17 protein-coding genes are annotated in these 23047 nt (G+C 37.2%); 10 read left to right on the top strand and 7 right to left on the bottom strand.

Features of this window, described 5'->3' with window-relative positions; genetic code table 11:
• Nucleotides 1-132: 132 nt before the first annotated feature.
• Together AC559H_RS06165 and AC559H_RS06160 are read left to right on the top strand one after the other, a co-directional pair.
• Nucleotides 133-3930, top strand: coding sequence for a class I SAM-dependent DNA methyltransferase (locus AC559H_RS06165; RefSeq protein WP_026798465.1), 3798 nt, complete (start codon nucleotides 133-135; stop codon nucleotides 3928-3930).
• A gap of 117 nt (nucleotides 3931-4047) precedes the next feature.
• Nucleotides 4048-6864 (top strand): class I SAM-dependent DNA methyltransferase, encoded by a 2817-nt coding sequence (locus tag AC559H_RS06160; protein WP_051319685.1) that lies wholly within the window; start codon nucleotides 4048-4050, stop codon nucleotides 6862-6864.
• A 44-nt stretch (nucleotides 6865-6908) separates the two neighbouring features.
• On the opposite strand, the gene AC559H_RS06155 is transcribed toward AC559H_RS06160, so the two are convergent.
• The gene (locus tag AC559H_RS06155; protein WP_233422975.1) at nucleotides 6909-7226 is read right to left on the bottom strand and encodes a type II toxin-antitoxin system HicB family antitoxin; all 318 of its coding nucleotides are present in this window, start codon (nucleotides 7224-7226) and stop codon (nucleotides 6909-6911) included.
• A gap of 63 nt (nucleotides 7227-7289) precedes the next feature.
• Entirely contained in the window at nucleotides 7290-7892 is a 603-nt protein-coding gene (locus tag AC559H_RS06150) for a Panacea domain-containing protein (protein WP_026794030.1), read from the bottom strand.
• Between the two features lie 112 nt (nucleotides 7893-8004).
• Here AC559H_RS06150 and AC559H_RS06145 point away from each other — a divergent pair, with 112 nt between their 5' ends.
• Complete coding sequence (locus AC559H_RS06145) at nucleotides 8005-9987, top strand: ABC transporter ATP-binding protein (protein ID WP_026794029.1); 1983 nt, start codon at nucleotides 8005-8007, stop codon at nucleotides 9985-9987.
• Nucleotides 9988-10186: 199 nt separating this feature from the next.
• On the opposite strand, the gene nblB is transcribed toward AC559H_RS06145, so the two are convergent.
• From nblB to AC559H_RS06130, 3 genes are all read right to left on the bottom strand, one after another.
• Entirely contained in the window at nucleotides 10187-10843 is a 657-nt protein-coding gene (nblB, locus tag AC559H_RS06140) for a phycobilisome degradation protein NblB (protein WP_026794028.1), read from the bottom strand.
• A 180-nt stretch (nucleotides 10844-11023) separates the two neighbouring features.
• Entirely contained in the window at nucleotides 11024-11491 is a 468-nt protein-coding gene (locus AC559H_RS06135; protein ID WP_026786656.1) for a CBS domain-containing protein, read from the bottom strand.
• 189 nt (nucleotides 11492-11680) lie between these two features.
• On the bottom strand, nucleotides 11681-11992 hold the full coding sequence (locus tag AC559H_RS06130) for a DUF6679 family protein (protein ID WP_026794027.1): 312 nt from the start codon (nucleotides 11990-11992) through the stop codon (nucleotides 11681-11683).
• 647 nt (nucleotides 11993-12639) lie between these two features.
• Here AC559H_RS06130 and AC559H_RS06125 point away from each other — a divergent pair.
• The 5 genes from AC559H_RS06125 to AC559H_RS06105 are packed head-to-tail and all read left to right on the top strand — an operon-like array spanning nucleotide 12640 to nucleotide 17009.
• Complete coding sequence (locus tag AC559H_RS06125) at nucleotides 12640-13263, top strand: hypothetical protein (RefSeq protein ID WP_026794026.1); 624 nt, start codon at nucleotides 12640-12642, stop codon at nucleotides 13261-13263.
• An 11-nt stretch (nucleotides 13264-13274) separates the two neighbouring features.
• Entirely contained in the window at nucleotides 13275-14507 is a 1233-nt protein-coding gene (locus tag AC559H_RS06120) for a 7-cyano-7-deazaguanine synthase (RefSeq protein WP_237745586.1), read from the top strand.
• Nucleotides 14497-15690, top strand: coding sequence for a helix-turn-helix domain-containing protein (locus tag AC559H_RS06115; protein ID WP_026794025.1), 1194 nt, complete (start codon nucleotides 14497-14499; stop codon nucleotides 15688-15690). Before AC559H_RS06120 ends, AC559H_RS06115 begins: the two co-directional genes overlap by 11 nt.
• 18 nt (nucleotides 15691-15708) lie before the next feature.
• Nucleotides 15709-16263: a hypothetical protein gene (locus AC559H_RS06110; protein WP_026794024.1), complete on the top strand. Its 555-nt coding sequence runs from the start codon at nucleotides 15709-15711 to the stop codon at nucleotides 16261-16263.
• A 38-nt stretch (nucleotides 16264-16301) separates the two neighbouring features.
• On the top strand, nucleotides 16302-17009 hold the full coding sequence (locus AC559H_RS06105) for a Uma2 family endonuclease (RefSeq protein WP_026794023.1): 708 nt from the start codon (nucleotides 16302-16304) through the stop codon (nucleotides 17007-17009).
• Between the two features lie 146 nt (nucleotides 17010-17155).
• On the opposite strand, the gene AC559H_RS06100 is transcribed toward AC559H_RS06105, so the two are convergent.
• Both AC559H_RS06100 and AC559H_RS06095 read right to left on the bottom strand, forming a co-directional pair.
• Nucleotides 17156-18964 (bottom strand): DUF3685 domain-containing protein, encoded by a 1809-nt coding sequence (locus AC559H_RS06100; protein WP_026794022.1) that lies wholly within the window; start codon nucleotides 18962-18964, stop codon nucleotides 17156-17158.
• A 6-nt stretch (nucleotides 18965-18970) separates the two neighbouring features.
• The gene (locus tag AC559H_RS06095; protein ID WP_026786659.1) at nucleotides 18971-19609 is read right to left on the bottom strand and encodes a TetR/AcrR family transcriptional regulator; all 639 of its coding nucleotides are present in this window, start codon (nucleotides 19607-19609) and stop codon (nucleotides 18971-18973) included.
• A 292-nt stretch (nucleotides 19610-19901) separates the two neighbouring features.
• Here AC559H_RS06095 and AC559H_RS06090 point away from each other — a divergent pair, with 292 nt between their 5' ends.
• Both AC559H_RS06090 and AC559H_RS06085 read left to right on the top strand, forming a co-directional pair.
• Nucleotides 19902-21392 (top strand): vWA domain-containing protein, encoded by a 1491-nt coding sequence (locus AC559H_RS06090; RefSeq protein ID WP_026794021.1) that lies wholly within the window; start codon nucleotides 19902-19904, stop codon nucleotides 21390-21392.
• Between the two features lie 345 nt (nucleotides 21393-21737).
• Nucleotides 21738-23039: an ABC exporter membrane fusion protein gene (locus AC559H_RS06085; protein ID WP_036832655.1), complete on the top strand. Its 1302-nt coding sequence runs from the start codon at nucleotides 21738-21740 to the stop codon at nucleotides 23037-23039.
• Nucleotides 23040-23047 lie beyond the last annotated feature (8 nt).

The following is a 23047-nucleotide window of genomic DNA, read 5'->3' as shown; positions in this document are numbered from 1 at the left end:
GCCTCCTATGATTATTTGAGGCAGAGCCTCAAGATTAGGATTCCAATGCAGAGCATTGGAACCAGAGAAAGTCTTTTACCCATTACCCATTCCCTGCTATATATAGATAGTTGAGTAACTTTGTTGCTGATCATGAACAATAACCAAAGACAACCGAGAGAAGCATTAAATAAAGCATTTCTGAAAGTCAAAGTCAGCCGCAGTGATATTGAAAAATTCAAGGCTAACTTGATTAATCTCCTCGAACACATCAACGATAAGGAGTCGGAAGAATTTCATAAAAATCTCATGGCTGATTTCCTGAAAAATACCTATTATAGTCCTAATTATTTTATTAATACCAAAGAACGCAACGATCTAGTTATTCACAATCAAAAAGATTCTAAAAGCAGTGTAGGTATTATTCTCGAAGTCAAGAAACCCAAAAATAAAGCGGAAATGGTTAAGATTGAAAACCTGAATGCTAAAGCCTTACAAGAGTTGGTTTTATATTTTTTGAGAGAACGAATTACCAATAATAACCTAGAAATTAAACATTTAATTGCTACTAATATTAATGAATGGTTTATTTTTGATGCTCAGGTTTTTGAGAAGTATTTTTGTGAAAATAAACAATTAATTCAACAATTTGAAGATTTTGCAGCCGGACGCTTAACGGGTAAAACCACCGATTTTTTCTATAAAGAAATTGCCAAACCTGCCATAGAAAAGATTAAAAATGAACTACAATTCACTTATTTTAATATTCAAGACTATGAAACATTTGTTAGAGATGATAACCCCGAAAATGATGAAAAACTGATCGCTTTATTTAAGTTACTTTCCCCGCAACATTTATTAAAATTACCGACTGTTAATGATAGCAATACCCTGGATAAAGGTTTTTATAGTGAATTACTCTATCTTATCGGTCTAACGGAAACCAAAGAAAAGAATAAAAAACTGATCAAACGTCAACCCGAAGCACAAAGAAATCCAGCTTCACTGCTAGAAAATGCTATTTTACAACTCGATAGTTTAGATAAAATTTCCCGACTGGAAAAACCCGAACAATTTGGAGAAACTGCACCCGAACAGGTTTTTAATATTGCTTTAGAGCTATCAATTACTTGGATAAACCGGATTCTATTCTTAAAATTATTAGAATCTCAATTAATAACTTATCATAAAGGCGATCGCAATTTTGCCTTTCTAAATTTAGATAAAATTCATAATTTTGATGATTTAGATCGGTTATTCTTTCAGGTATTAGCCGTTAAATTTAGTGAGAGAAAGCCCGATGTAAACAAGATATTTTCTCAGGTTCCCTATCTGAATAGTTCCCTATTTGAACCTACAGAACTCGAACATCAAACCCTAGTTATTAGTAATCTGAGAGCCGAAAAACTCCCGATTTTATCATCAACGGTCTTAAAAGATCCTAACGGAAATAAACGCACGGGAGAACTGAATACCCTACAATATTTATTTGAATTTCTCGATGCTTATGATTTTAGTAGCGAAGGTTTAGAAGGTATTCAAGAAGAACAGAAAACCCTGATTAATGCTTCGGTTTTAGGACTAATTTTTGAGAAAATTAACGGTTATAAAGACGGGTCATATTTTACCCCTGGTTTTATTACCATGTATATGTGTCGAGAAACTTTGCGGAAAGCAGTTGTCCAGAAATTCAATGAAATTAAAAGTTGGAATTGCCAAACTCTTGATGATTTATATGATAGAATAGAAGATAGAAACGAAGCTAATCAAATTATTAATAGTCTCAAAATTTGTGACCCGGCGGTGGGTTCGGGACATTTTTTAGTGTCGGCGTTGAATGAAATAATTGCAATTAAAAATGATCTGAAAATTTTACAGGATAAAAACGGGAGAAGATTAAAAGAATATCAAGTTATTGTAGAAAATGATGAATTAATCATCACCGATGAAGATCATCAACCGTTTAGCTATACCCCGAAAAACCCAGAAAGTCAACGCATCCAAGAAACCCTATTTCATGAAAAGCAAACAATTATCGAAAATTGTTTATTAGGTGTGGATATTAACCCCAACTCGGTTAAAATTTGTCGGTTACGGTTATGGATAGAATTATTAAAAAATGCCTATTATAAACCGGAGAGTAATTACACGGAATTGGAAACTCTACCGAATATTGATATTAATATTAAATGCGGTAACTCTTTAATTAGTCGTTTTCCCTTAGATGCGGATTTAAAACCAGCGTTAAAGAAAAGTGGGATTGATATTGAAACCTATCAAAACGCTGTCCAGACCTATCGCCATGCGGAGAATAAACAGCAAAAGCGGGATATGGAAAGGTTAATTAATAGTATTAAAAGTAATTTCAAAACCACACTTCAAGGAGTTGACCCCAAGAAAACGAAGTTAAGACAGTTAGAGGGGGAAGTTTATAATTTAGAGAATCAACTTTCGCTATTTGAGGAAACTAAAACCGAACAAAAAGCGCGGGAGAAAAAAATTATTAAGTTGAATAATGAGATTGATAAGTTAAGGGTGGAAATTGAGGAAATCGAAAGTGGTAAAATTTATGAAAATGCGTTTGAATGGCGGTTTGAGTTTCCTGAAGTTTTGGATGATGATGCTAATTTTATTGGTTTTGATGTTGTGATTGGAAATCCTCCTTATATTCGACAAGAAGAAATTAAAACCCAAAAACCATATTTACAGACTCATTTTAGAACCTATTCGGGAACTGCTGACTTGTATGTATTTTTTGTAGAAAAGGCGTTTGAAATATTAAGAGGATTTGGGAACTTCTGCTATATTATGCCTAATAAGTGGATGCAAACAGGTTATGGGAAAGCATTAAGAATCTTATTTTTAGAAAATCAACTCCAGGGAATTATTGATTTTGGTTATCTACAAGTATTTGAAGAAGCAACTACTTATCCTTGTATTCTTAATGCTTCAAAACAAAGCAATAATGCTGATTTTATTTCTGCTGCTGTGAAAACACTTAATTATCATAATGGATTTAGCTCATATATAGAAAGTATCTCTAATCAAATAACAGTTGAAGCCTTAAATGATGAAACTTGGGTAATTTCTTCTGATGGTGATCAAAAATTACTTTCAACAATAAAAAGTAAATGTGTTTTATTAGCTGAATATGTTGATAACAAGTCATTTCGAGGAATTGTAACAGGTTTAACAGAAGCATTTTTGATTGACAATTCCAAAAAGATAGAGTTAATATCTCAAAATCTTAAATACAAGAAAGTTATTAAATCAATATTACAAGGACGAGATGTTGGAAAATATTTGACTCCAAATGCTGAGAAACATCTTCTATTCATACCTTGGCATTTCCCTTTGCAAGATGATGTAAATATAAAAGGAGCATCTGTTGAAGCTGAATTAATGTTTAAGCAAGAATATCCTAGTATCTATAATCATTTGCTAGGTTACAAAGAAAAACTTGAAAAAAGAAATTTAACAGAAACAGGTGTACGATATGAATGGTATGCAATGCAGAGATACGCTTCAGATTATTACCAAGAATTTGAAAAACCTAAAATCATGTATCAAATATTTCAAGTAAAACCATGCTTTATTTATGATGAGCAAGGGCTTTACTGTAATAATTCTATGTGGATTATTTCAAAAGAAGATAAAGTTTTATTGGCGATTCTTAATTCAAAAATGGGTTGGTGGCTGATTTCAAAATACTGTACAGCTATTCAAAATGGATATCAATTAATTTGGAAATATTTTGGACAAATCCCAATTCCTAACATAACTAAAGAACAAGGTAAACCTATTATTTCACTTGTTGATGAAATCCTCACCGCCAAACAATCTAACCCCAATGCAGATACAATAATATTAGAACAACAAATCGATCAACTGGTTTATGAATTATATGGATTAACAGAAGCAGAAATTAAAATAGTTGAGGGTAAAACCTAAAAAAGATTATCCACTCTCCCTAATTTTCCCTTGATAATCTTCATTTCTTAGTGTCTTAGTGTCTTTGTGTTTCCTTCTTTGTACTTTCTTTAACCCGTATTTCTAGTGATTTTGACTATGAAAAATAACCAAAGACAACCTAGAGAAACCTTAAATAACGATAGCAATACTCTCGATAAAAGTTTTTATAGTGAATTACTGCATATTATTGGTTTAACCGAAACCAAAGAAAAGAATAAAAAACTGATCAAACGTCAACCCGAAGCACAAAGAAATCCTGGTTCACTGCTGGAAAATGCTATTTTACAACTCGATAGTTTAGATAAAATTTCCCGACTGGAAAAACCCGAACAATTTGGAGAAACTGCAACCGAACAGGTTTTTAATATTGCTTTAGAATTATCAATTACTTGGATAAACCGGATTCTATTCTTAAAATTATTAGAATCTCAACTAATTACTTACAAAGGCGATCGCAATTTTGCCTTTCTAAATTTAGATAAAATTCATGATTTCGATGATTTAAACCGTCTATTTTTTCAGGTGTTATCAGTTAAACGAAATCAACGCCAGGAAGATATAAAAACAATTTTTGCTAATATTCCCTATCTGAATAGTTCACTATTTGAACCCACAGAACTCGAACATCAAACCCTAGTTATTAGTAACCTGAGAACCGAAAAACTCCCAATTTTATCAACAACTGTTTTAAAAGATTCTAACGGAAATAAACGCACCGGAGAACTGAATACCCTACAATATTTATTTGAGTTTCTCGATGCTTATGATTTTAGTAGCGAAGGTTTAGAAGGTATTCAAGAAGAACAGAAAACCCTGATTAATGCTTCGGTTTTAGGACTAATTTTTGAGAAAATTAACGGTTATAAAGACGGGTCATATTTTACCCCTGGTTTTATTACCATGTATATGTGTCGAGAAACTTTGCGGAAAGCAGTTGTCCAGAAATTCAATGAAATTAAAAGTTGGAATTGCCAAAATCTGGATGATTTATATAATAAAATAGAAGATAGAACCGAAGCAAATCAAATTATTAATAGTTTAAAAATTTGTGATCCGGCGGTGGGTTCAGGACATTTTTTAGTGTCAGCGTTGAATGAAATTATCGCCATTAAACATGATCTCAATATTCTACAGGATCAAACTGGAAGACGATTAAAAGAATATCAAATAATGGTAGAAAATGATCAGTTAATAATCACGGATGAAGATCATAAATTATTTAGCTATACCCCGCAAAACCAAGAAAGTCAACGCATCCAAGAAACCCTATTTCACGAAAAACAAACGATTATCGAAAATTGCCTATTTGGTGTGGATATTAACCCCAACTCCGTTAAAATTTGTGGGTTACGGTTATGGATAGAATTACTAAAAAATGCCTATTATAAAGCGGATAGTAATTACACAGAATTAGAAACCATACCGAATATTGATATTAATATCAAGTGCGGTAACTCTTTAATTAGTCGTTTTCCCTTGGATGCGGACTTAAAACCAGCGTTAAAGAAAAGTGGTATTGATATTGAAAGCGGTAAAATTTATAATAATGCGTTTGAATGGCGGTTTGAGTTTCCTGAAATTTTGGATGATGATGGTAATTTTATCGGTTTTGATGTGGTGATGGGAAATCCGCCTTATCTGGGATTTCAAGAAGTTTCTAATAAAGAATTTTATCATCATCATTATTTTATAGCTAATGGGAAATATGATATCTATGTACTATTTATTGAACTTCTAAATCAAATTACAAAAAAATCCTCCTATTCTGCATATATTCTTCCACATAAATATTTAGTTGCTGACTTTGCTACTAATACAAGAGACTATCTAAAACAGAATCAGTTTGTTAATAAAATTATTCATTTTGAGGATCATAAGGTTTTTGAAGATGCAACAACTTATACTTGTATTACCTTTTTCTCCCGCAATAATTCCCAACTGCAATTCATAAGAATTAATCCTGAAATGCTTAAATCTGGAGAATATTTAAAATTCAATAAACTTAGTTACGGAGAATTAAATCAAAATTCATGGACTTTAAGTAACTCTAAAATTCATCAAAAAATTATTGATCATGTTAAAACCAAAGGTAAACCCATTAATTCAATATTTGAAGGGATTTTTCAAGGAATTATCTCAGGAGATAATGATATATTTTATTTGTATAATTGTATTGAATTAGAAGAACATATTTTCGGCTATTCTAAAGCACTCAATAATCAGGTTAAACTAGAAAAACAAATATGTAAACCTTTGCTAACGGGAAAAAATATAAAAAAATGGAAAAATCAAAATTCTGATCTTTATATAATTTATCCCTATTATTTATTAAATAAGCGTACTATGTTAATTCCAGAAAAACAATTAGTTGAAGATTATCCTTTAACCTATCAATATTTAAAAACCCACGAAAATAGGTTATCAATGCGAGGAAGTTCAAAAATGAAATATCCAGCTTGGTATGCTTTATGGAATTATCGTCAAATCATTAACTTAAATAGTCCTAAAATTTTAACTCCTGATATCTGTTTGGGGACAAAAATGAGTTTAGATAGGGAAGGAAACTATTTTCATAATGACACAACCTACGCATTAATTTTGAAAACTGATGTACATTTAAGAATCGAATATTTTTTAGCTATTCTTAATTCTCGACTGATGTGGTTTTTCTTATCAAATACAGGTAATATTGTTCAAGGAGGTTATTTTCGCTTTAAAACAAAATATTTAGAACCCATATCTATTCCCCTAAATCCTACAGATAAACAGCAAAATGAACTGGTAAACTTAGCATCAAAATTAATCAATGATCCTTCAATAAATAATACCTTAGAACAACAAATAGACCAACTGGTTTATGAATTATATGGATTAACAGAAGCAGAAATTAAAATAGTTGAGGGTAAAACCTAAAAAAGATCATCCAATTCCCATGATTTCCCCCTCGTTTCTAGGTTCTACCTAGAAATGCTATTCATGGAGGCTCCGCCTCCTATTATTATTTGAGGCAGAGCCTCAAGATTAGTATTCCAATGCAGAGCATTGGAACAAGAGGAGTTAATATGGTCTAAAATTGGTAATTGATGACCCAAACGTAACCCTAAAATGATCCATCCTTCTAACGCATCTTGTAAATTTTCTCGACATTGTTCTAAGGTTTTAGCACTACTCCAAACTCCCTGACAGTCGGGTATTTCTCCATAAAATATCCCATCATCTAATATCTCATATTTTGCTCGATTCATGGCTGTGTAAATATAATCTGTTAACATCATTTAAAGTTTCCTTAATAATGAGTTTAATTCAAATTCAGGATAATTAGCGATCGCAAAGAAGATTCAATCGAGAAGGGAGTTAATCCAGTCACGCACTTCTCCTTTATGAATAAGAGTTGAAGGTTCTGATTGATTATTTACGGAAGTTATAGTATCTTTCAAAACTTCAGACATTACAGGTTCATAAGCCGGATGATCTCGTTCTATGACCTCTAATTTTTGATATCCTAATGCTTTCATATCCTCAATCAAAATTGGTTGAGTTGATCTTGCTTCTGAGGATAAACCCTGACGTGCTTTTTTCCAAGGAAATTCTAGGTGAGTCATCCCACTTAATCTATAAGCGTGATACCCGCCAAAATAATCCCAAACTTCTTCTAAAACTGACTTCTGATCATCAGGAATTTCTAAGATAATTTCTGCGTCAGGAATTGGGAGTTGATTGGCTTCAAATTCACTATAATATTGATAAGCAGGAGGACAAACAGGGCCATAACGCCAATCTTGAATTTCTTCTTCAAATAAAGGCTGATCATAGAGGGCTAAATATAAGCTTTGTGCATAATATAAAAGTTTTTGTACTTTCATATTTGTCATTTCTGCTTCTATACCATCCTGATAAGCTTTTACAATAAAATAGCGAGCCATGTTGAGAGAATTAATCATGTCTCTAACCTATCCAGCTAAATTGAACGAGTTAATTTGACAAACCTTTAAAACCTATCTATATTGTATCATAATTGATTCAAGAATACAATTAATCAAAATGGTAACTTCCATGCAATATGCTGTCCTGAACGTAAATAATCTGCGGGTTGAGTTTGAAACCGACGAACGGACGCTTACCGCCGTTGATGACATTTCCTTCCAGGTCGGACGGGGACAAACCTTGGGAATTGTGGGCGAGTCCGGTTCAGGAAAATCCGTGACAGCATTAGCAATTATGGGGTTACTTTCGACCGCAACCACTCAAGTTGATGGAGAAGTTTGGTTTCAAATTCCTGAATCTGAAGACTATAACCCCTATTCCCAACCTGCTAATTTATTACAACTTTCATCAACTCAAAAACAAACCTATCGCGGCGGTCAAATTTCCATGATTTTTCAGGAACCAATGACCTCCCTGAATCCCGTATTTACCATTGGTTTTCAGTTAGCAGAAGCTATTATTCAGCATCAAAAAATATCCCCTAAACAGGCGATGTGGAAAGCAGCATCGTTATTACAGGAAGTTAAATTACTCCCAAGTGATGATCAATTAATGCAGCAAGCATTAGAAGAACAAAACCATCAAGCAACATCCCGTTCTCCCCAGGAATTACAAGATAAACGCACCAGAAAAAGAGAAGTAATTCAACAAGTGAATGCTCAAAAACGAGCTATGTTAGATCGATATCCCCATGAATTATCGGGGGGACAATTACAACGGGTAATGATTGCTATGGCGATTTCTTGTAACCCGATATTATTAATTGCGGATGAACCCACAACGGCCTTAGATGTTACCGTACAAGCAACAATATTAGAGTTACTTCAAGAGTTACAAGAATATCGGGGAATGGCGATGATTTTTATTACCCATGATTTGGGAATTATCGCTCAAATTGCTGACCAAGTGGCGGTAATGTTCCAGGGAAAAATAGTCGAGTCAGGAACTATTCAGCAAATTTTTACAGCCCCTCAAAATCCCTATACTAAAGGATTATTAGCCTGTCGTCCTACCTTAGATAACCCGGCGGTAAGATTACCAACGGTGGCGGATTTTATGGAGGTTGTCACCTTAGAAAATGGCGAAAAAGAAATTAGGGAAAAACCTCAAGCAGAAGTCAATAAAATTTATAATAATATTTCTAATATTGCTTTAAGTTCTAAATCATTTTTATCAAGTCCACCCTCAGATAATCCAATTTTAGCAGTTAAAAATTTAAGAGTTGGTTTTAAAATACCCGGAGTATTGGGTCAAACTAAACGGTTATTTATGGCGGTTAATGATATTTCTTTTGAGGTTTATCCAGGGGAAACCTTGGGATTAGTGGGAGAGTCGGGCTGTGGAAAAAGTACCTTAGCCAGAGCGATTTTACAACTAATTAAGCCCTTGAGTGGTCAGGTATTATTTGAAGGTCAAGATATTACCGCCCCTTATTTAGAAACAGCTATATTTAGTGGATTTAAAAATTATCGAAATCAACAACAATTTAATCATAAAATGCGTTGGGTGCGGCGGAATATGCAGATTATCTTTCAAGATCCTTTTAGTTCCCTTGACCCTAGAATCAATATTGGAGACGCGATAATGGAACCTTTAATTATTCATCAAGTGGGAAATAATTTTAAGGAAAAATGCGATCGCGTGGCTTATTTATTAGAAAGAGTTGGATTAAATCCTGATTTAATGCGTCGTTATCCCCATGAATTTTCCGGGGGACAAAGACAACGGATTTGTATTGCTAGAGCTTTAGCATTGAATCCTAAATTTATTATTTGTGATGAATCAGTTTCTGCCCTAGATGTGTCGGTACAGGCGCAGGTTTTGAACCTATTAAAAGAGTTACAATCGGAATTTAATCTAACTTATATTTTTATTTCCCATGATTTAAGTGTGGTTAAATTTATGAGCGATCGCATTATTGTGATGAATCAAGGAAAAATCGAAGAAACTGGAACCGCCGAGGAAATTTATCGCTATCCCAAACAAGCCTATACCCGTCAATTAATTGCGTCTATTCCTTCAGGGAATATTAGAAATAGTAACTTTAATTGAACGGATTAACAGAAGCAGAAATTAAAATAGTACAAGGGAAAAGGTAAAAACCAATAGTTTCCCTTGGTTTATCGGCTGGAGTTGGGAAAAATTTATTATATAGCAGTTGCCGCATCTATTAGGACATTCTTGAAAGCTAAAAGCTGCTCACAGTAAGTATTTACCTATAGCGAGATTGCCTATTCCCTATTGCCTCTTGCTATACTTTAGCCTTAGCTTCTTGAGCCACAATCTCAACTTCATCCTCCGCTAATTGTTTTAACATAGTTTCAACTTCGCTACCCCCTAAACGACTTAACGCTTGGGCGACACGATAGCGAATTTGCCAGTCTGAATTGGTCACATAGGGAACTAATAAAGGCACTGCCCGCCTGTCACCTAATTCCCCTAATGCACTAATAGCAATGGTTTGAATTAAACTATTTTCATCTTGAAGCGCTGTTTCTAATAATTCAAAAGCGCGAGGTTCTTCGATGACTCCCACCGCCGCCACAATACTCAGTTTAAGTAACCATTCTGGTGTAGTATTATAGATGTTTTGTAAATCATCAAAGGCATCCTTAAGTTTCAACGCCCCTAACCCATCCGCCGCCGCCGATTGCACATCAATTTCAGGATCATTTAATAAGTGATAATGCAGGACTTGATAGGAGGTTTCTAAATCCTGCTCCCCCAAAGTTGCCATCTGACTAATAGCCGCATATCGTACCCGACTATTACTATCTTTAATCGGGACTTGAATTAACTCAAAAGCGATCGCTGGGGGCAGTTGTCGGAGTTGATTGACACCGCGCAAGCGATCGCCAAAATCACTAGAACTTAACAACTTCTCAACAGATTCAGGGGTAATTGTCATAAAAATTAAGGTTTTGAAATGAACGATCTAAATGGTTTTGAAATGATCAGGATAATATCATATTTTTTGACTTCAATAGATCAATATTTTTTTAAAAACTTGGCAAAAACAAACACCAAGCCGGGGTCAAAACCTAATGTCCCGACCAGCCTTGTTTTTATTCACAAAATCCGATAAATTTTAACTCTTTGCCATTGCCATCACCCGCAGAATATCGCCACAGGTGAGAATCCCAATCACCTTACCGGAATCATCCACCACAGGTAAACGATGAATGCGCTTTTCATTCAATAACCGGGCGGCATCGGATAAAGATTTATTAGGGGTAATCGTAATAATCGGTGCGGGAGTCATCACTTCCCCTACAGTTTGGCCTAATGCTTTATGCAATTCCTGTTCATACCGGGAAAAATTTTCCAGGTAAATAATACTGTCAAGAAAAGTAATATAAGTAGGTGGAGTCACACCGCTTTCTTGCCACATCAAATCCGTTCCCGAGATAAAACCCACCAAATGGCCGGATTCATTTACCACAGGTAAACAACCAATATGTCTTTCCACCATCAGTTGCAGTGCTTCTCTGAGTGGCATCTCTGGCTTAACCAGGATTGGATTCGGGGTCATCACCTCAGCAACAGTCTTGGGCATGATTTCTGCGTGTTTGTTAAACTTTCCAATCCCGATCATATCAGTTATTAGTAGCCCTGACTTGTTGCTGCAACCGCCAAATCTCAAGCCAACACAAGAAAAATCCGCCCCATCAAGCCACTGAGCCTGTCGAGATAAGGACGGAGCTTGATTCCCTTGGAAAATTGGATTGAACAACAATTGTCCAACCTATTCGGGACTAGATTCGGAAGTGGGATTATGAATTTGTTCCGCTTCGGGACAATCTTCAGAAACTGGCAGATCAAAATAGCACCTGGGAACGGAGGCCAACTTCTGACTAATTGATCCAATGCTTTCTATGCGGATCATTTCTTCCCAAGAACAGACCTCATCCTCCTCATCTGTCTCATAACGTAGCGTGACTAGATCTCCCTCAATGTCTGTAATTCGAGCTTTCTCAATCCAACGTTGCTGATCTCGTAAGAAAATAGAGACTTCCCGACCGTCACAACAAAGTTGATAAATCTTGCGATGTAGCATTTTTTACTTTTCCTGAGAAGTTCGCTGGCTGATCTGAATTTCCCCTGTGAACCTAAGTATTTAAGGTTGAACAGGACACCTAAGCACCTGGTAGTATACCGGATTACAAGGTGATCAGTCTAGTCAAAACTGTTGTCCTTATATTTTAACCCTTAACATAAATTTAGCTTCAATAAAGCCTAAATAAATTACCCCGTAATGGTTGTTTGATTCTTGGAGGGCGGGGAATAGCCAATCTTGCTATGGGTGATGGAAAAAATTGTACTCTATAGGTTTTGAGTTCTGCAACTGCGATCGCTCCCATGGTTTGACTTGAGGAGGTGACTCAAATAGGAGCGATCGCCCAGCCTCCAATGACTATCATCATATAGGTCAAGGCTTTTCTATAGAACGTAAGGAAATTTAACTAAAACAGGACTTACGCAATTGCGTAAGTCCTGTTAATAAAACCTGACTCTTTAATCTTTGTTTACAAAGATTAATATTCCTAGATCAGAAATGGCATTTAATCTGTACCGGGGCGTCGTTACTATTCTTCTCGTCAAAATCTGACATTTTTAAAAAAAAATAATTTTAACACTTGACAATGACAGGTTGGGACACTACCATGAGAGTGAAAAGAAACCCCAACTGTTGGAGGTGATGTTATGGCTGATGGAGATATTATTCACAGCAGGCTCGGAGGGATTTATCAAAAGCCTTATAAGTGGCTTTGTGAAGGAAAAGCAACGATTGATGAGTGTGCTCATGTTCTTATGCAAGCATTCAAGAAGGACATTGTGAAAAAAGGAGATCTTCCTGTTCAGCTTGCCCAAACCATGGCGGAGATTTTAGATAGAGCTATTAGTGCTGCTGAGAATAGCCCTGTGAACTGGGCTGGTTTGACTCTGGAATTTGATAAGTTAGTGCAACAAGCCGATGGCTCACATCGCTTGAAAGAAGTTGTTCGTCTCACTGGCAAGAGCTTACTTCACGATTTCAGATATGGACAATACATAGATTCTAGTAACACTATAGAAACATTTTTGCACAGATACATGAAAACTGTCTATGAATCTGAATTTAAGGAACGGGTTCCACTCACCTCTACACATCATGACGGAATTGATCAAGCAACTCTTTCAAAACGTATTGGAGAAATTAAGCCAATTATCGATGATGTTATAGGCAAATGGGCTAAAACTGCTATTAAACATCACAGTATAGAAAAATTGCCTATACCTCACCGTTCTGCACAAAAACCAATAGACCTAAATGAAGACCTTCGATGAGGTTAAATATTATGAAAAAACACTACACCTACGATAGCGATTATACGTTACACTTTGACTCCATTTTGAATAGTAATGGAAAGGTTCGATTTATCGATCACTCAAGCGGTAAGGAAAGCACTATAGGAATTACTGTAGATGATCAGGATTTTAAATATCGCGTCTGGCAGGAATTTCCATCAATCATTGCTGATCTAATTGACCTAGCGGTTGCAATCCAAGCTAGTGATCGTCTTGTCTTACAACATTTACACCAAGAGCAGAGGCATATTTTTGTAGTGCTTCCCGTGCGTCATCCCGAATTACTAAATACCAGTATATTTCATGCAAAATTAGAAAATTTGCTTGAATGGACTACTGGGAGCCGATGGTCTTTTGATTTCCAAAAACGAACTACACTAGACCGAACAATTGAAAAACAGCAAATTCTTCCCATCGTTCCTGAAGGGTGTGAGGTAGCATTGTGGAGTGGCGGACTTGATGCTCTTGCAGGTCTTTATACCAGACTTCAAGCCAGTGATACAGAGCCGTTTATGTTGTTTGGAACTGGGAGTAATCATAATACCCATGATCTTCAGCAAAAAGTCTTCAAAGCACTCAATCCATATTTCCCCAATCGTCTCAACCTTTGCCGAGTTCCAATTCATTTTTCTGATAGCAAACAGCATCGAAAAAATAAAATTTCCCGTGCGCGAGGTGTTGTATTTACATTATTGGGTTCGGCTTGTGCTTATTTGATGGGTCAGAAAGAGCTTTTTGTTTATGAAAATGGAATTGGTGCAATCAATCTTCCCTACCGTAAATCTGCTGTTGGATTAGATCACACTCGATCTGTTCACCCATTGACTTTAATTATGGTGAGCGATATTGTTTCAGAGCTTTTAGGACAAGAATTTAGAATAAAAAATCCTTTCCTATTTTGGACTAAAGCTCAAATGTGCAAAGCTTTAGCTGAAGATGACAGAAACAACTTAGTATCGCTAACAGTTTCATGTGATAGTCCACATCGCAAGAAGCAAATCTTTCAATGTGGATATTGTTCTTCCTGCCTTTTAAGACGGCAAGCGATCGCTGCTTCAAATATGAACGATCAAACCCGTTATGTTGTGCTTCATGGCGAAAAACCAGCAGGAGATCCAAGCTTGTATCTGCAAAATATGCTCGAACAAGTTACCATGCTCAAAAAGTTGCTGAATAATTCAACTAACCCTAACCTTTTGAAGGAAAAACATTATGACTGTTAACATTCTCGATAAAATTGATCTCCGCCAATTGGGTGAACGACTGCAACAAGCGCGGAAGAAATCTGGCATGACTCAAGCTGATGCCGCTCAAATTATTGATGCTGCAAGAACAACTATTGTTGCTATTGAAAAAGGAGAACGTCGCCTTAAACCCAACGAACTAATTAAACTGGCTCGTGCTTATGGGCAGGCTGTTAGTAATTTTGTTCGACAAAGCCCTATTATTGAGCCGTTTGAAGTTCAATTTCGCGCCGCTTATCGACGTAGCGAGACAGAAGAAGCCCAAATTAATCCGGCAATTTGGCGCTTAGAGGAACTCTGTCAAAACTATTTAGAACTTGAGAAAATTATGGATGCTCCTTTACCTCGGAATTATCCTCAAGAATATGATGTAACGAATATGCCAATAGAGGCAGCAGCAGAAAGTATTGCCATTGCAGAACGTCAACGATTAGGGCTTGGTGATAGCCCGATTCCCATTCTTAGGGATGTTTTAGAACAGAGCGTAGGACTGCGTATTTTCTATTTGGAAATGCCATCTAAATATTCAGGTGTATATAGCTACGATGAACAACTTGGTGGCTGTATTGCGATTAATGCTAAACACCCAGAAGATCGGCGGCGTTGGTCACTTGCTCATGAATATCTTCATTTTCTAGCGCATCGACGCAAGCCTGTACTTGACTATGAAAATCAATACCAAAGAAAGCCAGATACTGAACGACTAGCTGACAGTTTCCCTGACTATTTTCTAATGCCAACCAGTGGTTTACTTAAACGATTTAATGATATGTACCAGACTCACGGGAAGTTTACTCCCACTAATTTATTTACCTTAGCTCATTATTATGGGGTATCTATTGAAGCCCTTGGTAATCGTTTAGAATCTATAAAACTGATACCTTCTGGTACTGTGGATCGACTGCGCGATCGCGGATTAAAAGTTAGAAAAGTTCAACAAGAACTTGGGTTAGAAGAAATTCCACAGCGCACTGATATGCTTCCCATTCACTATCAATACCTTGCAATTGAAGCTTTCGATCAAGGGCTGATTACAGAAGGACGTTTTGCCAATTTCTTAGGGGTTGATCGTATAGAAGCTCGTCGGATTGCGGAATTATTACGGGATTATTCAAGTGGAATGATAGAGGAAATTGCCCATTTAGATTTACGTCAACCGTAGAATTTGGGAGAATTTTTTATGTTGATTCAACACTCCCATCTTGTTCTTGATGCTTGCTGTATTTTAAACTTTTGCGCGTCGGGCAATTTCCTACCAATCTTAAAGGCTATTCCAGCCCAGGTTGTGGTGACAGAAGTAGTTAAAGCACGCGAACTATTGACCCTACAAAAACTTGAAAATCAGGAAAACGAGGGCGCAGTTCAGTTGCAGATGGCGATTGAGCAAGATCTACTTATAGTTGTAGATTTTGAGTCAGAAGCTGAGGAAGAAACTTATATTAATTATGTCTTTGAACTTGGAGATGATGGTGAATCAGCGACTTGTGCGATCGCTGTTCATCGAGAATATGCTATGGCAACAGATGATAAAAAAGCGATCACATTTTGTCAAAAAGAAGGACTTAATCTACAGATTTTTTCAACCTTAGAAATCATTAAATATTGGTCAGAATCAGCTAACCTTAATTCAGAAGAATTACGGACTGTACTTGATAATATCCAAGTTAAAGGACGGTATATTCCCCATAGAAATCATCCTTTGCTGAGTTGGTGGAAAAATGCTACTATTAGATAAATCTATTTTTTCAATCATCTATCAACAACAGGAGGGTTATGGTTGGAATAGAAGAACGATCAAAAACCGATATTATTTACCCCGATAGCGATGGCAAACCCATGTCAGATAATACCAAACAATTTCGCTGGATTACGGTTATTTACCATAATTTAGAATGGTTATTTGCTAATGATCCTAACGTATTTGTGGCGGGTGATTTACTTTGGTATGCTGTTGAGGGAAATAATAAAATCCGTCAAGCACCGGATGTTATGGTAATATTTGGTGTTCCTAAAGGCGATCGCGGATCTTATATGCAGTGGAAAGAAAATCACATTTCCCCCCAAGTCGCCTTTGAAATTCTTTCCCCGGGAAATACCTTGACGGAAATGAATAAAAAGCAGGTCTTTTATCAACGTTATGGTGTGGAAGAATACTATATTTATGATCCAGATAAGAATGATTTGACGGGTTGGTTACGGGGAGAAAATGGTTTAGAAGTGATTGAAATAATGGAAAATTGGGTGAGTCCTCGTTTGGGAATTCGTTTTAATTGTTCTGAGGAAGAATTAAAACTTTATCGTCCCGATGGTCAACCTTTTGTTAGTTATTTAGACATTTCTCAACAACTCAATACGGCGTTACAGGAGGTTGAACAAACTCAACAGCGTTTACAAGCAGTTGAACAACAAGCAGAACAGGAACGTCAACGGGCTGAAAGGTTAGCAGAACAGTTGCGATCGCTTGGAATTAACCCCGAATAAAAAATGATCACGGATTTAGAGGGATTTCACTGATTTCACGGATTTTTATATAGGGGCGGGTTTTGCTAGATATTTATTCATTAAAATAAACCCAAATCTTGAGAAACTCGACCCTATTTTTTCATAATCAACAGTTAACAATTCTATCACTTTTTCCCCATCCGATTATCTTGAAAAGATGTGCCAATTCCCTGTAAAATCCCTTTTCCAATTAAACCCAATCCTCGACCGACAACATTAGTTAAAACATAAATAATCGCACTTCCAACAAAGGAAATCGTCGCCCGTAGAGGAGGAGCAACCGCATCACGGGTTTCTAATATTAATGTTATCGTTAATGGAATTCCTGATAACTTTTCTAACTCATCTCGGCGGGGGGAATAAATTACCTGTTTTTGAATTCCTCTTTCTCCTAAAACCAGGAGTAAATAAGAACTTTCAAAAATTGCCTTGGGTTCGGCGACATATTGATCAAGACGATATCGCCAGGATAAACTATTCCTAAATTTCTCAATTTCACGGGTCGATAATAAACGTCGATCATAAAATTTGAGTTTGATTTCTTCATAATCTGAAAAATAATTGAGTAAAGGTTGAATAATCGCATTTGCTACTTGAATTAACAGATTTTGTAATAACGCTTCTGCACGTTCCACTGCGTCTAAACCTCCCGCCGGACAGGATAAATTATCAATAGTTAAGGGTCTACAAAATAATAAATGCTCAAATAAATCTTTTACTAAAGGGATTTTATTTAAAATATTGTTTTGAATCAAATCAGCATCTTTTAATATAATTGTCACAATTTCAATATTTTGATTATTCTTAATCACAGTATAATATTTCCCAAAAAAATCGAAAGTTGCAGCTTGCCAAAAGTCTGTAATTAAACTAGGTATTTTTTCGGCTAGTTGTTCATATTGCAGGTCAGACAAAATTAATTCATCTAATAATATTTCTAATTGTTTTAACAATATATATAGCAATTCTCGTTTTTTAGATAATCTTAGAATATCAATTTCTAAAGGCATTCCGGTTAAATTAATTAATCCTGATTGCAGTTTTATTACGGTTTTATCAAATAAAACTGATTTTAAATTATTAGCTACAATTCCTGAACTTTGCTCATTTGTAGGGTTAGAAGTGATAACTAAAGCACTATTTTGATAGTTATTCAGAGGTTCATAATTATCATAATTAAAATCATCACTAGAAACCTGAGCAGATACCTCAAGACTGGGTGAGGTTTTGTCCGATGAAAGTTGACTAACAATCCACCTTGCTGTTAACAATTCCCGCCGTTTTCCCGTCAGAATTAACTTATTAATAATCGTAATAGTATCTTGTTGATTGAATTGTTCTAAATTTCGTTTAATTTCTTGATTAACTTCTGCGATCGCTTGTTCAATTTGTCGCATTCCTGGTTGAACTAAAAACCCTTGAATATTTCCCAAAAATGATCCAGTTTTTCGAGATACTATTCCCACAAATGGTTCTCGATTTAATGCAGCTAAAGATTCTAACCAATAGCGTTCTCCCGCGACTAATTGATTAATGATAATTACTAATTCTCTAACTGGAATCCCCTTATTGCAATAACCATCTACCCCAATTTTTTGGGCTGCTAGTAATAAATGTGGTTGTTTAACTGTAGTTAACAACAAAATCAGAATTTTAGGATATTGAGTTTTTAACTGTTGGCAAAAATCCAAAATAGGATGATTTTTAACCGATGGATTTTCCTTAATTTTTAACCCCAATTCCAAAATAATTAAATCAACAGGTTTCTGCTCCTCTGAATTAATCTCAGTTTCTAAAACCCTGAAGGCACTCTCTAAACTCTCAACTTCTGCAACAACTTCCAAATCTGAAAACGGTTCTAATGCACTTAGTAACCCCATCCGAAAAATAGGGTCATCATCAATGATTAAAAGTCGTACAGTAGATGAGGTCATAAAACATTAAATTTCGGGTTTCGGGTGGTGATCAACTAAATCCACCAAAGTATTAATAATTCGATCCCGTTCCATCGGAATAATTTCCTTACCTTGCAAAATCTCTTGCATTAATACATAATGGGCTAGGGTTCCAATAATTACCCGCGCCATCGCTTCGGGGTCAAGAATAGTAATATAGCACTGAGTTGTTAGATATTCTGTTAAAACTTCAATTCCTGGTTTTCCCAAATGATGCACAAAGGTTTTAGCTAATTCTGGAAATCGCCCCGACTCCCCAATTACAAGCCGAACAAAAGCTAAATGTTCTTGATCATCCAAGGAATTATCTAAAATTGTATTAGCAATTTGTCGCACCACAACAGCAGGTTCAGTTTCCATCAATTCGGCTTTGTGGGACTCCACCATAATTTGATATTTTTTCTGAGCTAACCGCTTAACCAGGGCAATAAATAACCCTTCTTTGTCCCCAAAATGGTTATAAACCGTTGCCTTCGACACCCCCGCCGATGCAGCAACCCGATCCATACTGGTACCCGCATACCCATGGACTAAAAATTCTTGCAGCGCCCCTTCAAAAATTTGTTCTGCTTTCTCGCAAATACTATCCAACTGGGAGATTTCGGTCTGTTCTACTGCGTCCATAAAAAATACAGAGGAGATTTGTGAATGAGTGTGTTTTGAAACCACCAGAGGAAAATCGACTCAGGCCAATACATTCAATAGAAATTCCTCCTATAATTCCCTACATTGTAGCAATTTTAGCCGATAATCTCCCCTTGGCAATAATTAGAAAATTTTTTCTGGAATTTATTGCTAGGTTGATGTAGCAATCTTGAGTACGTAGAGACGTGCCACGGCGCGTCTGGGATAACGGTTATTAGTGTAAAAATTCATCGTTAAATGTTAATTTGTTATTATACAAAAAACTAAAATTATGAACAATTTTTTTGGACAACTCCGACAAAAACTGAGCAAACCTTTACTATTTGGTTTATATGGTGCTATGGGTTGTTTAGGTGCGGCAACATTATTGGGTGAACCCCTATTACTATTAACAAAAATTTCCCCCAAAGTTGATCAATCTCCCTTAGCAATTGTGCTATTAATTGATACTTCTGGCAGTATGAATGATGATGGCAAATTACGAGAAGTTAAAACAGCGGCTCAAGCCTTTGTAGAAAGGCAAGATTTATCGGAAAATCGTTTAGCTGTATTTGGTTTTGGTACTAATGTTCAAACTGCGGCTAGTTTAACTGACAATAAACCTACTTTAGAAGAAGCGATCGCCCGAATTTCTGACGGGGGCGGTACTAATATGGATCAGGCCCTACTCGCTGCCACCCAAGAACTCCAGTCAACCCCACAACGGCGCAATATTCTCCTATTTACCGATGGACAACCAGGGTTTGCCGGAGCAAATCTGAACCGAGAACAGGCAAAAACCTTAGAGGCGATGAGAACAGCTGCATCCCAGAATATTAACTTAGTTGCGGTTGCTACAGGGGATGCTGATACCAATTTTCTTGCTAAACTAACGGGCGACCCTGATCGGGTTTTTTATGTGAACTCCGGTGACTTTGACCAAGCCTTTCGACAAGCTGAAAAAGCCATATATAGCAGTCAATTGGTGGAATCTGGCCCCACGGGAAATTATAGCGTTATTTACTCGGTTTTACGGATAGGCGGATGGACGGCACTTTTGGCCATTGGTACATCCCTAGCCTTAATTGCTGGCCAAAACTATTACCTCCGTCGCCGTCTCTTGACCCCCAAACAAGCGGGTATGGGTGTTGTCGGGGGTTTAATGGCGGGACTGGTGGCCGGAGGAGTGGGTCAACTATTGTTTATTCCCTTTGCTGGTATTCCGATTCTGGCCATTGGGGGCAGAATTATCGGTTGGGCAATTTTAGGCTCAGTTGTCGGAGGGGGAATGTCTTTCTTTGTTCCGAACTTGCAACCGAGGCGGGCGGTTCAGGGCGGTGCGCTCGGTGGAACAGCCGGAGCCATTGGATTTCTGATTATTTCGGCGGTATCGGGTGATTTAGTCGGACGATTAATTGGGGCGGCAATTATTGGGTTTTTTATTGGTTTAATGATTGCTTTAATTGAACAGTTCAGTCGGGAATCTTGGTTAATTGTTTATTGGACACCGAACGAACAAACTAAGATTAATTTAGGAGCAGAACCAGTTTTATTAGGAAGTTCAGAAAATAATCATATTTACCTCAGAAAAAGTCAAGGATATCCCCCAATTACTGCCAAAATCTACACCGAAGGAGAAAAAATTATTCTGGAATTTGACGAAGAAATGAAGGAAAGAGGGATGAAAATTCTCAAACAAGAACTCCATGATGGAGAACAACGCAAATTAGGAGATGTCACCCTAGAAGTTAGAACCGCTAACAACCCCGTTGTTGGGCTTTAGCCCCTCTTAGGGATTTCCCGTTGTTGGGCTTTAGCCCCTCTTAGGGATTTCCCGTTGTTGGGCTTTAGCCCCTCTTAGGGATTTCCCGTTGTTGGGCTTTAGCCCCTCTTAGGGATTTCCCGTTGTTGGGCTTTAGCCCCTCTTAGGTATTTCCCGTTGTTGGGCTTTAGCCCCTCTTAGGGATTTCCCGTTGTTGGGCTTTAGCCCCTCTTGGAGCGCTGAAGCGCAACAACGGGGATATGCGCTGAAGCGCAACAACGGGGATATGCGCTGAAGCGCAACAACGGTTTTTGTGATATACTGAACCAAACAGTTTAGTTTTAAGATTGGGCGGGAGAAAAAATTATGGTACGCCAAACAACAGTCGGTAAACTTTCATCCCCGAAATTACCCCATACGGGGATTTTGATCACAGCAACTACCCTAGCCTTGAGTGGTTTAATGGCCTATACTTTCTGGCGGTATCGTCCCACTCCCGCCGAACCCGCAGCCCTACCCGAAACCGTTGTCCCAGAAATAAAAACCGTTACGGCGTTAGGTTGGTTAGAACCCCAGGGAGAAATTATTAAACTATCTGCCCCCCAGTCCAACCAAGGGAGTCGGGTAGATCAACTTTTGGTTAAAGAAGGGGACTTGGTAGAGGTGGGACAAGCGATCGCAATTTTGGATAGTCGAGATCGGCTACAAGCGGCCCTAGAACAAGCCAAAACCGAAGTAGAAGTAGCCGTTGCCCGTTTAGAGCAAGTTCAAGCCGGGGCGAAACAGGGAGATATTCAGGCCCAAAAAGCCCGATTTCAGGGCAACCAAGCGGAGTTAGATGGGCAAATTATCACCCAAAAAGCCACTATTGCCACCTTAGAAGCCCAATTGCGGGGAGAACGTAGCGCCCAAAAAGCCACCCTAGACCGCATTCAAGCGGAACTCAACAACGCTGAAACTAACTGTCAACGCTACGACAATTTATATCAGGATGGGGCCGTATCTGCCCAAGATCGGGATAGTCAATGTTTGCAGGCTGAAACCAGTCGCAAACGCTTACAGGAAGCCCAAGCTAACCTGAACGAAACTATTAGCAGTCGCACGGAACAAATTCGAGAAGCCCAAGCTAACCTTAGCCGCACCATCGCCACCGTAGACCAACAAATTGCCGAGGCCCAAGCTACTTTAACGGCGGTTAGCGAAGTCCGTCCAGTGGATGTGCAGTTAGCCAAAAGTGAGTTAACTAAGGCTCAATCCTCCGTTAAACAAGCCGAAGCTAATTTAGAACAGGCCTATGTGCGATCGCCCCAAGCCGGACGGGTGATTGAGGTGAATACCCACGCCGGAGAACTAATTTCTAATGAAGGTATTATTGAATTGGGACAAACCGAACAAATGTATGCGATTACTGAAGTTTATGATAGCGATATTCCCAAAATACATTCGGGACAAACCGCAACTATTACGGCTGATGCGTTACCTGAACCCTTAAAAGGTACAGTTGAAAAAGTTGGGTTAAGAGTCAAAAAACAAAGTGCTTTAGATATTGATCCGACCACAAACATTGATGCTAGAGTTATCGAAGTTAGAGTTAAATTAGATGATATTTCTAGCAAAAAATCCGCTAGTTTAACTAATTTACAGGTTAAAGTTACCATTAACCAGTAATTCGTAAT

The sequence above is a fragment of the Planktothrix prolifica NIVA-CYA 540 genome (assembly GCF_963864145.1).
GTDB classification, from domain to species: domain Bacteria; phylum Cyanobacteriota; class Cyanobacteriia; order Cyanobacteriales; family Microcoleaceae; genus Planktothrix; species Planktothrix agardhii.
Note: the sequence above shows the minus strand (reverse complement) of the source record. Positions and strands in the feature narration are given on the sequence as shown.